The sequence below is a fragment of the Shewanella sp. AC34-MNA-CIBAN-0136 genome, assembly GCF_040309945.1.
Taxonomy (GTDB): Bacteria; Pseudomonadota; Gammaproteobacteria; order Enterobacterales; family Shewanellaceae; genus Shewanella.
The window spans coordinates 152,957-164,994 of record NZ_JBEOPJ010000005.1 but is presented as its reverse complement, the minus strand read 5'-3'; the positions used below and the strand labels follow the sequence as shown (position 1 = coordinate 164,994).

The 12,038-nt window shown below is 39.7% G+C and carries 11 protein-coding genes; all 11 read left to right on the top strand.

Going from position 1 to position 12,038, the window contains the following annotated elements:
- Positions 1–53 precede the first annotated feature (53 nt).
- Complete coding sequence (locus tag AAEY94_RS06840) at positions 54–533, top strand: Hcp family type VI secretion system effector (RefSeq protein ID WP_101086880.1); 480 nt, start codon at positions 54–56, stop codon at positions 531–533.
- 70 nt (positions 534–603) lie between these two features.
- Positions 604–2,460 carry a type VI secretion system tip protein TssI/VgrG gene (gene tssI, locus AAEY94_RS06835; protein ID WP_335691620.1) on the top strand — a complete coding sequence of 619 codons (1,857 nt, stop codon included), beginning with the start codon at positions 604–606 and terminating at the stop codon, positions 2,458–2,460.
- A gap of 2 nt (positions 2,461–2,462) precedes the next feature.
- Complete coding sequence (locus AAEY94_RS06830) at positions 2,463–2,816, top strand: hypothetical protein (protein ID WP_101086882.1); 354 nt, start codon at positions 2,463–2,465, stop codon at positions 2,814–2,816.
- A gap of 42 nt (positions 2,817–2,858) precedes the next feature.
- Positions 2,859–3,149 carry a PAAR domain-containing protein gene (locus tag AAEY94_RS06825; RefSeq protein ID WP_011637812.1) on the top strand — a complete coding sequence of 97 codons (291 nt, stop codon included), beginning with the start codon at positions 2,859–2,861 and terminating at the stop codon, positions 3,147–3,149.
- A gap of 21 nt (positions 3,150–3,170) precedes the next feature.
- The gene (locus AAEY94_RS06820; RefSeq protein WP_350978099.1) at positions 3,171–4,271 is read left to right on the top strand and encodes a hypothetical protein; all 1,101 of its coding nucleotides are present in this window, start codon (positions 3,171–3,173) and stop codon (positions 4,269–4,271) included.
- Positions 4,268–5,212, top strand: a complete 945-nt coding sequence (locus AAEY94_RS06815; protein WP_182744360.1) for a hypothetical protein — start codon at positions 4,268–4,270, stop codon at positions 5,210–5,212. Before AAEY94_RS06820 ends, AAEY94_RS06815 begins: the two co-directional genes overlap by 4 nt.
- Before the next feature lie 6 nt (positions 5,213–5,218).
- Positions 5,219–9,889, top strand: a complete 4,671-nt coding sequence (locus AAEY94_RS06810) for an RHS repeat-associated core domain-containing protein (protein ID WP_350978097.1) — start codon at positions 5,219–5,221, stop codon at positions 9,887–9,889.
- A complete protein-coding gene (locus tag AAEY94_RS06805) occupies positions 9,882–10,142 on the top strand; it encodes a hypothetical protein (protein ID WP_162023333.1) in 261 nt (86 codons plus the stop codon). Before AAEY94_RS06810 ends, AAEY94_RS06805 begins: the two co-directional genes overlap by 8 nt.
- A 235-nt stretch (positions 10,143–10,377) precedes the next feature.
- On the top strand, positions 10,378–10,560 hold the full coding sequence (locus AAEY94_RS06800; protein ID WP_162023332.1) for a hypothetical protein: 183 nt from the start codon (positions 10,378–10,380) through the stop codon (positions 10,558–10,560).
- A 94-nt stretch (positions 10,561–10,654) separates the two neighbouring features.
- Positions 10,655–11,446 carry a glycoside hydrolase family protein gene (locus AAEY94_RS06795; protein WP_217351053.1) on the top strand — a complete coding sequence of 264 codons (792 nt, stop codon included), beginning with the start codon at positions 10,655–10,657 and terminating at the stop codon, positions 11,444–11,446.
- Positions 11,440–11,892: a hypothetical protein gene (locus AAEY94_RS06790; protein ID WP_162023331.1), complete on the top strand. Its 453-nt coding sequence runs from the start codon at positions 11,440–11,442 to the stop codon at positions 11,890–11,892. Before AAEY94_RS06795 ends, AAEY94_RS06790 begins: the two co-directional genes overlap by 7 nt.
- The last annotated feature ends 146 nt before the right edge of the window (positions 11,893–12,038 follow it).

Below are 12,038 nucleotides of genomic sequence, written 5' to 3'. Positions count from 1 at the left end.
ACTTATAAAACTGTCCATTAATGGATGACATCCACGCAAAAGGAGCATTAATAATGCAAGCGAATACATATTTAAATTATGAAGGGATTAAAGGCGAAACCACTGCTGAAGAATTCAAAGATCTGATTACTGTGTTATCAGTCGATTGGAATATTAGCCGTGAGATCACTTCTTTCACTGGTACTGCAAAAGACCGTGAAGCTAGCTCAACTCGTTTAGGTGATGTGACCATTACTAAATTACAAGATAATTCTTCTACTGACTTGTTCAAAGAAGCGACTATCGGTAAAGGTAAAAAAGCGGTTTTCCACATCACTAAGCAAGGTGACAAAATCGAAGAAATCATGCAAATCGAATTAACAGATGCAATGATCTCTAGCTACAGTGTTTCAGTTCATGGTGACCGTCCTGTAGAGACAATCACTATTAGCTACACTGAAATGATGATGGCTGTTACGCCAACTGATGATAAAAACAACATTACTGCAGCGCTACGTTATGGCTACAGCGGTGTTAAAGGTCAACAAATGTAAGTTGTTTGTGATCTTATATCTTGGGGAACTTGTTCCCCAAGATCTTTACTCTTAAAGACTGAGGCAAGGAATGCTTAAGGCCACTCAAAAAAATAATATCATCAGTATCACAACGCCATTAGGTAAGGATACTCTGTACCTAACGCATTTTACTGCCACAGAAGCCATCTCTCAGCTTTTTTCAATCAGCGTCTCCATGTTCACTGTTGGCACCCAGATTAGTCTCGACAGTTTAGTGGGTAAAAATGTCTGTATTACTTTACGTAATGCCGAAAGTAATGGTGCAGTTCGATACTTTCATGGGGTGGTAAGTCATCTTGAGTCTGCTGGAATGCGGACCGCAGCGTCAGACGATGCACAGAATTATATAGATTATCAAGCCGTTATAGTGCCTCAGATGGCATTGATGAAAAAACGCAGTAATTGTCGGATTTTTCAAAACAAGTCAGTCATTGATATTGTTAAAGACTTATTTGGTCAACATAAAGTTGAATTTCAAAATAAAACTACCAACACATACCCTCAGTATGAATACTGTGTGCAGTATTTAGAATCAGATGTCGATTTTGTTTGTCGTTTATTACAGCAAGAAGGGATTTTCTTCTTCTTCGAGCATAGTGTTGGTGCTCATACCCTAGTACTTGCTGATGATATTAACGCCTACAAACCTTGTGCAGAAGAGAAGGTTCGTTGTTTCTCAGGCCATTTAGCCGAGTCGCACGTGTCTCATTGGCAAGGCGGCATGAGCATGGTGAGCGGCGGTTTTATTCAAAAAGGTTACGACTACGAACAACCTAAATTATACCCTTCAGGTAATCATACTAACGCAAATCTTCCTGAACAAAGTGCACTTGAGGTGTACGATTATTTAGGCGAGTCTGAGTTCAACAAGCGTGCTCAACCGTTTGCCAATAATCAACTTGAAGCCCTGCAAAAAGACATGAATAAGTGCAGTGGCCAAGGCGATTGCCGTAGTTTTATGGTGGGTAAGTTTTTTACTTTCAAAGATCATGAAAACGCGAGTTATAAAGGTAAGAGCTTTGTTCTAAGCTCGCTGAGAACGTCGGCTACTCAGCCTAACCAGTCAGGCACAAGCCAATCAATGTCTGGCAGTGTTTATCAAAATGATTTTGAATGTGTGCCTAAAAGTACTCCTTATCGCTCACAGCTTCATTTACGTAAACCATTAATTAATGGCGTACAAACAGCGGTAGTGACTGGTGAACCTGGTGATGAACAACATATTGATAAATTTGGCCGTGTAAAAGTACAGTTTCATTGGGATCGTGAAGGCGAGTTCAATAGTAAAAGTTCATGTTGGATCCGTGTCGCTCAAAGCTGGGCTGGCAACAAGTGGGGTGCATTCTTCTTCCCTCGCGTAGGCCAGGAGGTGTTAGTTGAGTTTATCAATGGTGACCCTGATCAACCGATTATCAGCGGTGCTGTTTATAACGCCGACTTAATGCCTCCTTATGCATTACCGGCTAAAAAAACTCAGTCTGGGATTAAAACCCATAGCACTAAAGACGGTGGAGCCGACAATTTTAACGAGTTACGTTTTGATGATGAAAAAGGCAAAGAGTTATTATTCCTCCAAGCAGAAAAAGATCATCTATTGAATGTAAAACATGATCAAAAAGACACTATCGGCAACGACCGTTTCACTGACATCGTTAATAACGATAACGTTAAAATTGGTAATGATCGACTAGAAGACATAGCCAATAATGACAGCTTAAAAGTCGGTAAAGTGCTTAATATTGAAGCGGGTAATGAAATTGTCATTAAAACCGGCAGTGCATCAATCAAAATGAGCAGCGACGGTTCGATATCTATCGAAGGCACCAACATTACTATTAAAGGGACAAACGTTAAGGTTAATGGTACCAGTATTGCCTTAAAAGCTGCTCAAATTAAGTTGAACTAGCCATGTCATTATCTCGTTATCCTGGAGTCGGTTTAGCAGGGCCATTTTGTCGAGGCCATGAAATTGTCTGTCAATTTGGCTATCGACATTTAATCTGCAAACCGGTTGATAAGCCACATGACCCACTCCTTAATACACCCAATATGACGTTTTGGGTCAGTGCTACATTTGGAGAGCAGTTTTTGGTTAATAGGCATAGTTGGAAGAATTCTCCTGAACTGTTAAACCAAGTTTACTGTTATCTACATAATGATACTTACGCAGCCGTTCAACAAGCTGAAGCTGCAATGATATGCACTCTTGCGATGTCGTTTGAACAGCGTACTTTGCTGGTCATCCCGTTAGACAGCCAGTAAGCCACCGGTATCAATGCGCTACAACAAATAAAGGAATATTTGATGGGAATGCCAGCAGCAACCATTTCGTGTATGCATCTTTGTCCGAAAATGAATCCCGGTCCCGTTCCACATGTTGGTGGTCCCATTGTGATGGGCTCAGGTAATGTCCTTATTGGTTCGTTACCTGCAGCGCGCAAAGGTGACAAGTTAATTTGTGTCGGCCCGCCTGATACCATTAATGCAGGGTCGAGTTCGGTACTGATTAACGGAAAACCAGCCGCCAGAATGGGTGATGGTACCGCACATGGTGGAAAAATTATTGTGGGTAATCCAACAGTAATGATCGGCTAGTATAAACAAGGATTGTGGTAAATGAATTTGATTGATAGTTTTAATCTTCTGTTGGCACAACGACATGTCATGTTGTCGTCGTTTCAGTGTATGCCAAAAAATATTGAAGATAATACTCAATCGCTAATGGTCATTTTAAAGATGATCCAGCAAAAAAAAGATGCTGAATGGCCATTACTTAATGCCAACACCTGTGATGAAATTGTCGATGCATTTGAAACAGATGTGTTTTATTGCCCAACAGACAAAATGGTGATCTTATCTTTACTATTGCAACTGCACTATAAGGCTCAGCCAGTTAAGCAATCAGGTATCGTTCAAGCTTTGTTTGCCAGTACAATTATAGATGTTGGCCACTATAGCCCTGCATTTGCATTAATGGCCAGCCAACTTAATCTTGATAAAGTTAATTTTACAGCCAGCAACAAAACGCCTGAACAAATCCAGCAATACATCTTATTCTGCATCTATCGAGGTAAACGTTTAAAGCGTGCCGACGGAATTGACTCCCTCAACATTTCTCGGTCATCACTGACGTCTTTGTATATTGAAATGTTGATGATCAACATTAACGAACCGTTAAAACTCTATGGGGTATTTTGTCAATTAGACTATTGCCATAGTGCGCTTTTTGAAGTGTTTATTACTTCGTTAGACGAAGCAATATTGAGCCAAATATTTAATTTAATGAGTGAGAATGCAGATTTAACCCTAAGAGTCATTGAGTTAATGGGTTATTCAGGTTTTAGTAAATTCGTGCCTTTTTTAGCTCGAGCAATGCAGCAACCTAGTCAAACATTAATGGCTTTTCGAGCACTTCGAACTATTTTAGGGCCAGAGTTGGATCAAGCGGTGCCTTATCAATGGCAGTTTGAAGAAGATGAAGTCGAACGTTGTGAATACCTACAGTTTTACAGTGCCAAATTATTACATCGGTGGATGTTATTGGCGCTTAAAATGCCAGATGTCAGATTGATTGATGGTGTTGAAGTTAATGGTACCAGTATTGATAAGATCATTAGTCATTCAAGCCCCGTGCACCAGCGTATTGCCTTTTTACATAAGCTTCGGCTGAATAATGTGGTTAGTTGCAGCCCACAACGTGTGAAAGTGGCCTTATGATTATGCATGCAGAGGCCATTAATATGGTCGTAGGGTCATACGAAAACCCACAGCAGTTAATTAACTTACCTTTATCCGAAGGGGTCGATTTCAGCTATCAATTATCTGATGGTCAGCATGTGGCAGCGGTCATGGCGCACGAGCTTGCTACAGACACTCAATTAAACCGCCTAATTGATATGTTGCATAAATTACCTATTCAAAATAAAACTCAATGGCAACCGTACTCTCACCAAGCGATTTTTTGGATTTTACCTCACCTAGAAAAACAACAACTTGTTGATTGGGTCACTCGTTTACATGCACTTTTTCCGCATTGTTTTGTGCATCCCAATAGCCGGTTTTTTCCTATGGGCAGTGCTGGTATTTTTTCTGCTTTGAGCGCATTAAAGGCAATGCCGGTCGACAATCAAAGTGCAATATTTATTGCCGTAGACAGCTTGTTCTTCGACCTTGTGGATTTTAACCGTGACCAAGATCTGATTACTCAACAACAAGAGACAGGACGTTGTCCTGCTGAAGCGGTCATCATGGCCAGCATCAATGTTGCAAACGAAGGCATGGAAATAGTGGATTTATTTCAAGATTCATGTAGTGCTGTTCAACAAACCCAAACAATAAAAGCTTTGTTTAATCGTGCCTGCCAGATTGAAGACTTGGATGTATTTGCTCAATTGTATTTACCCGGCAACCATGCCGCTGTAACAGATAACTGGCTTAATGCTTATGAGCAATTAGCCGGCAGAATCGATCAAGAGACACAAATTTCCCAATCTAGTTATTTTACAGGCGATATCGGTTGTGTGGCGGGGTTATATAATTTGCTGCACATCTATAACCGTTACCAACAACAAAATGCTACTGGAACAAGCTTACAACTGGAAGTATCTCAACAACTTCACCTTGGTTTGGCAATGTACTCATGGATAGAGAAGGCATAAACGAACATGACGGTCAGTAATTTCAATTTTAAAGGTCATAACCGTTATATCGTTATCGTGCCTGCCAGTGCGTCAACGCCAGCTGGATTCCAGTTATTAACGTTTGAGCAAAACAATAATGTTAGTGAGATAATTAATGAAATCTCGCCTCATTTAGTTCGTGATCGTAATGCATTAATTTATGCGCGCAGTCTAGTGATGAATGCGGGTGTAAATGCTAGCTTAAATCCAAGAGATATCACTCGTAAACTCAGTGACATTATTGAGCGCAATTTACTCAGAGTGTATGGTGAAACACCCAAACAACAAATTCAGCATTCAACTGAAACAGGCACTCTAGGCGCAAGTTCAACCAATACCAAAGCACCCAAAACCAATAAGGGTAAACAAACTTCTGCGTCAGTTCAATCCGGTACTGTGGCGAATCATTCCCCGACGGAAGTGGCTATTGATCAGCAAGAGTGCCGCAGCGATCCCGTATCAATGTTAAGTGGCGAAGAAATTTTACCGTTAGTCGATTTTGAGCTTAATGGCTTAATGCCGCTAACGTGGCGTCGTTTGTATCGTTCGAGCAAAATTCTTAACAATGTTGGTATGGGTTACGGCTGGCGACATAACTTTTGTGTGCAGCTGGATCATAAATATCAAGCGCCAGCGAAAGTTGGGCCTAAAAAACCCGGTAAATATTGGTTTGAATTAACCGACGATGAAGGCCGAGTACATGTGTTCGACTCGGTTAAACGAGGGCAAACCAGTATCCAACTTTCAACAGGTTGGTCGTTAGTACATCAAGCTGATGGCCGCCATGTGTTAATAAAGCCCGATGACAGCCATTGGGCATTTATACAAAAAAATGTCGCTGGTAAACTGGTTTGGCAACTTGAAACCATTAGTAATCATCAAGGCCAATATTTTCAGCTGTATTATGATCAGCAAGGGCGTTTAACCCAAATCACCACAGGCCCAAAACGTGGCGTATTGTTATTTTACAATGCACAAAGCAATTTGTTAAAAGTCGCTTCATACATGTTAGATAACGAAGGCAACAAACAAATTCACCAAAATTTGTTAGCCAGTTATCAATATGATGACGCTCAAGCACTTATAGCCGCCACAGATAGTAATGGGCGAGTAGAGCGTTACAGTTATGTTAAGGTCAAGTCAGCCGACATAACATCTGACAGTGATCATCAATACAATCCTAAAAGTACCACCTATCTATTACAACGCAGAACTCGGGCATCAGGCTTTAGTCATCACTTTTCGTGGGACGGACAAGACCAGCGCGCTAAATGTATTGAGCAATGGGGTGATGATGATATTTATCATTATCACTTTGAATATACGGCACTCGTTAACGGTATAAAAAGCAGTTGTACAGACTCTTTAGGTCATCGCGAGACTTTTATTCACAATGCACAAGGGCTTTTGACTGAGCATCACAAGCCTAATGGCAGTGTGATACGTCATCAATATGATGCTGTTGGTCGCAAAGTGGCTACCGTTGATGCGTGTGATAATAAAATACAATACAACTATAACGAGCAAGGGCAGTTACTGGCTGTTATTCAAGCGGACGGTGGTACCACACGATTTGAATATAATCGTTTAGGTCAAAGAATTGTCACCCGAGATGCCATCGGCCGAACAGCTAAAAGACATTATGATGCCACTGGGCGATTACTATCTGAAACAGGTTTCGATGGTCGTCCAAGTCATTATCAATACAATGATGCTGGGCAGTTAACCCAAAAAATCGATGTTAATGGTGTAACACATCGCTACCATTGGGACCGCGACGGTGAATTACTTGCTACACAAGTCGGTGATGCGTTAACCCGTTTTAGTCATGACAGACTGGGGCGTGTTAATGCCACTATTAATCCGCAAGGTCTGGTCACTGAATTTATTCGCGACAACAAAGGCCAAATTGTCAAAAGTAAATCCTATCCACAAGACAAACAAGATGAACAAGATAACTCTGAAGAAGCCATTAGTCATTATTATCAATATGATGATGCCGGACGCATTATTCGCCAGCGCCAACAGGCTGATGTGGCTGGCGAGCAAGAACTCAGTAACGATAGTGAGTACATTGAAAACATCATCGACTATGACGGTTTAGCCCAACCGCGTCAGCAAACGTTTGCCGATGGTAGTTGGCTGAAGTTTTTTTATGATAAAGAACGTAACTTAAATCGCATAGAACGCAGTGACGGGGCGCAATACCGCATTGAATACACAGCAACAGAGCAACCTAAGACATTAATCGGTTTTGATGGGCGTGAGCAACATTATCAATATGACGCTAATGACAAATTAGTTGCCGTGAACGACAGTGATATTCGGTTTGTTGAGCTCAAACGTGATGCCATGGGGCGAATTTGTCAGCAAAGTAGCCATGTCAAACTTGAGCCCAGTGCCACATCTGCATTACTGAATACTCAGAACTTTTATCAATATAATCCGATAGGTCAAATTACTCGAGCCCATAACCAACATCGCACCGTGCAGCAACACCTTGACGCTCAAGGGCGTATAAATCGGGTATTACAAAGCCAGTGGCAACTTGAATATCAATATGATGATTCAGGCAACCGCTGTGGCTTAACCTTGCCTGACGGGCAACAGATTGATTATCAATACAATAAAAACAGTCAATTAAGTGGCATTAGCGTTACAGACAATGGATTTACAGTCAATGGCCCATCGAAGCAGCGCATACCGCTGGCTCATTATCACTATCTGCCATCGGGTTTGTTGCACAAAACAATCCAGGGTAATCAGCTTGAACTCACTCATGCCTATGATGCTCATTCAAGGTTAATTGAGCAGACATGGCAACATGCACAAAATCAGACTCGATTCTTTGCATCAAGACGTTATCAATACGATAAACAGCATCAATTACAACGCTGCGAAAGTAAGTTTGGAAACGATAGTGCTGTGAATGGTCAATCTTCTGAGCATATTGAACATAAGCCAGAGGTTAAACAGTTTAGCTATAACAAAATCAGCCAGTTAATCAGTATTAGTGATACTGGCGTGTCTGGCGAAAACCCAAATATTGCTGACAATGCATCTAATGCTCGTCAGCAATACCAATGGGATGCTTTTGGTAACCCATTACAGGCTATTCGTGCTAGTGCTAGTGATATTCATACCCATACCCAAGATATAAGTAGTAATCATGTTAGCGCTAATGAAACGGCTAGCATTCAATCAGTTGAAACAGTAAGGCCCAATAAAAACCTTAATGATGTAGTGGTTAACAACGACCGCTTAATGAGCATGGCTGGGGTCGATTACCGTTATGACGCCAGTGGCAACCAAATCAGCCAAGTGGGTAGGGGTGACAAACAACAACGCAGCTTTAATGGCTTAAACCAACTGGTGCAAATCAACGTTAATGGCAAGCTGACGCAATACGAATATGATGCCTTAGGCCGTCGCAGTGCAAAAATCACCGAACTTGGTCGCACCGACTTTATTTGGGACAATCATCAACTGATTGGCGAATACACCTTAGGTGAATACACCTGGTATATTTATCAACCTGACACTTTCACACCCGTCGCACTCATTAAGTCCGGGCAGGTTTATTATTATCACCTAGACCAACTCGGCACCCCGATTTGCTTAACGGATGAAAACACCCAAATTGTCTGGCGCAGCCAACAAGATGTGTTCGGTCAGACAATTAAAAGCACATCTATTAAAGATACAGATATTGAAGATGCGGATAATGAGCATGCCTATATTGATTATGCAGCTCTGCAAGACAAGATTGCTAACCCAATCCGTTTTCAAGGGCAATACTTTGATGACGAATCAGGGTTACACTACAATCGTTTTAGGTACTACAGCCCCGATCAAGCTCGATTTATACACCAAGACCCTATTGGTTTGGTAGGCGGGATAAACCATTATCAATACGCACCTAATCATGTCAACTGGGTGGATCCGTTTGGGTTATTGTGTAAAGAAGGTCAAAGTAAGGTTAAAGCAGCTTTAGACGCAAACCTGGTAATATCTGATGAGTTAAAAGATAAGCTAATAGCGCTTACTAAATTAGAGAACACGCCTTTTACCGCAGATGAAATGATTGAAAGTATTAAAAGCGGAACAGCAGAAAACTTAGTATCAAAAATATCGAAAGTAGACCCTATTAAAGTTAATTGGAATGAGTCAAATCCTGAAGGGATTGAAGTTAAAGATCCAAGAGATTATTTTGTTGGTAAAATCATTTATGAAACCCTTTTAGGAAAGGGAATGGAAGCTGATCTGGCATTGACTATATCACGAGAGTTGTTAGAGTCAGGAAGTGTTGAGCCACAAGTTGTCACTTTACAACCCGGAGATAAACTGTATAAATTAGTTCCCAAAAATTCAGGTGCGCCTAATGAAAACTCTCCATACTTTATGACATTTGAAATGCTCAGTAAGCTACCAAATGATTCACAAAGTACAGGTTCTTTACTTGGTTTACCGCAAATACCAGAAGAGTTCGATACTTACGAGGTCGAAGCTCAAGAAAAAGTAAATGTTTATCAAAGCACAATCGCCCCATTTTCTGTTAATAATGCGAAATACCGTAGGAAAGGTGGAGGCGTCCAAACCCTTATAGTTAATAGAGAGAAATTTAGTTCTCCTAAGATGTTGGTAATAAATGAATAAAATTGACCAAATAAAAAAAGAGCGAAAAGATTTAGAAAATATGCTGCTAGCAAAATCAAATAATAAGGCTGCGAAAGATGTTTTTGAAGCTCTACAGCCTTTTTTTGAAAAAATTGACAGTATGAAAAGTTATCACCCTATAGGTAGAATTAGATTGGTATATTTATTTTTGGAAAGTGATTTGAGCAATGATAAGGATTTATTTAATTGTTATGGTCGCTTTGCAAATCTTGTTGAAGGTGTTGAAGTTTAATTGTCGAATTAAACTTATATAATAACATGGTCACCCATCTCAGTTATTGCGCTGTCATGAAAAAATACGGACGATGATATTAAAATTAACGAATGCTTTACCACGAAGATGCAAGAACGATGTAATTAATACTCTTAGCGCTAACAAAGGGGACATATGGCAAGCTATTGGCGAGTTTTGGGAAAACTAGTGGTGATGATATGAATGAACATGATAAATGGTAACAAGAGATTAGATGAAAGGAAGCCCCTTAATAGGTAAAGATCCATTCAATTTACAGGGCCTTAAAAAGCACTGGATTTTTTGTTGTCAGAAGAACCTTAATTCAAAGCAGATTGATGAAGCTATGAAGGAGATAGTGGCAGGTAAGCAATTTTTGACAATGAGAGCGTTTGGAGAATACTTGATGGAAATGTAATTATATCGCTAAATTGTCAAAAATCAATTCCCAAACAATTAAAGAATTACAGATTTTATTTCTTATTAAAATCAACAATGACAAGGATAATACGATGTCATCAATAAAAATAACTCAAGCTGTCGGGCTGGGTGGAGCTAACAATTTAAATGATGTGAAAGTAGTACAAACTGCATTAAATAAATTACTCAAACTCATTCCTCCTACAAAATCACTAATTGTTGATGGCCGTTTAGGCTCTAGGCCTGAAAACGCTAAAACTGTTGCAGCGATAAAGCTATTTCAAAGAAAAGTACTCAATATGGTACGTCCAGACGGCAAAATTGACGCTAATGGTCGAACTCATCGAAAGATAAATGAAAAATTGGCAGGTAGCATTGGCTTAAATATCGGGCTTACATTAAGTGTAAAAGGCATTAACTTATTAAAAGCAATAGAAAATTTTAGAAGCAAACCTTATGATGATCAAACTGGTTCTGATATAAGAGCATGGGTTGAAGGAGCAACTATTGGATATGGTCATTTAATTGCTAAAGGTGATTGGGCTAGATACAGTTCTTCGATTACAATGTCTGACGCATCGATTTTATTTGAACATGATTTAGCCCCTTATGTTCGAGATGTGAGGCAACATGTAAAAGTAGCGTTAACTCAACAACAATTTGATTCACTTGTTATTTTTACCTTTAATATCGGCGGTTCAAACTTTAAGTCATCTTCGGTATTAACGTTAATTAATGACTCGGCAGCACTTACATCCTATCCAAATTTGGAGTCCGCTTGGAAAGCATGGAAAAAATCTCAAGGGATTGTTAATAAGGGTTTAGTTAATCGCAGAAATTGTGAATGGAACATTTATACAAAAGGGATCTATAAAGAATGGTAAAATTAACAAAGATTATTTTTTTATCTTTTCAACTATTCATTATTTCACAGTGCTTCGCTATAGACAATCCTGATGCTCCAGATTATGTCAACGATTTTATAGCTGATGCACTTATTTATGAAAGTAAGCTGTCACAATGTGACTGTAGTCCTATTGAATTAACTGCTGAATATGAAGCGTTTAATCAGTTTTTAGACCAACGGCTAGTCCATTCTGAGCGTCTCGTTAATCACTTCGTAGAAGATGATGGAAAATTGTTATTTAATGAGTCACAAGCTTCTTGGGAAGCATATGCTAAAAAAGAAGGCGAGTTTATATTAGCTAATTGGACAAAAGAAAGTTTCGGTTCTTCTTACTTGTTGTCTCGATTAGATTATCTAACCAGCATCAAGAAACAGCGAATAATAACCCTTTATTATTACGCAAAAAACTATCCACCTTTATGACTTATGCTGTCCTTCAATTCTTATTCAACACCTAATTCAGTTAAAGTGTTTGCTGCATAAATGGAGTTATTTTATAGTCTTAGTGATTAGTGGTCTAGTACAAACATTAAATCAATAAACTTAACATAATAATATCTGACGTCTAA

What these genes read in the sequence shown, in the direction of transcription:
- AAEY94_RS06840 (WP_101086880.1), top strand. Translation starts at nt 54, where the DNA reads ATGCAAGCGAATACATATTTAAATTATGAAGGGATTAAAGGCGAAACC.
- AAEY94_RS06795 (WP_217351053.1), top strand. Translation starts at nt 10,655, where the DNA reads ATGTCATCAATAAAAATAACTCAAGCTGTCGGGCTGGGTGGAGCTAAC.
- AAEY94_RS06790 (WP_162023331.1), top strand. Translation starts at nt 11,440, where the DNA reads ATGGTAAAATTAACAAAGATTATTTTTTTATCTTTTCAACTATTCATT.
- AAEY94_RS06815 (WP_182744360.1), top strand. Translation starts at nt 4,268, where the DNA reads ATGATTATGCATGCAGAGGCCATTAATATGGTCGTAGGGTCATACGAA.
- AAEY94_RS06825 (WP_011637812.1), top strand. Translation starts at nt 2,859, where the DNA reads ATGGGAATGCCAGCAGCAACCATTTCGTGTATGCATCTTTGTCCGAAA.
- AAEY94_RS06805 (WP_162023333.1), top strand. Translation starts at nt 9,882, where the DNA reads ATGAATAAAATTGACCAAATAAAAAAAGAGCGAAAAGATTTAGAAAAT.
- AAEY94_RS06830 (WP_101086882.1), top strand. Translation starts at nt 2,463, where the DNA reads ATGTCATTATCTCGTTATCCTGGAGTCGGTTTAGCAGGGCCATTTTGT.
- AAEY94_RS06810 (WP_350978097.1), top strand. Translation starts at nt 5,219, where the DNA reads ATGACGGTCAGTAATTTCAATTTTAAAGGTCATAACCGTTATATCGTT.
- AAEY94_RS06800 (WP_162023332.1), top strand. Translation starts at nt 10,378, where the DNA reads ATGAAAGGAAGCCCCTTAATAGGTAAAGATCCATTCAATTTACAGGGC.
- tssI (WP_335691620.1), top strand. Translation starts at nt 604, where the DNA reads ATGCTTAAGGCCACTCAAAAAAATAATATCATCAGTATCACAACGCCA.
- AAEY94_RS06820 (WP_350978099.1), top strand. Translation starts at nt 3,171, where the DNA reads ATGAATTTGATTGATAGTTTTAATCTTCTGTTGGCACAACGACATGTC.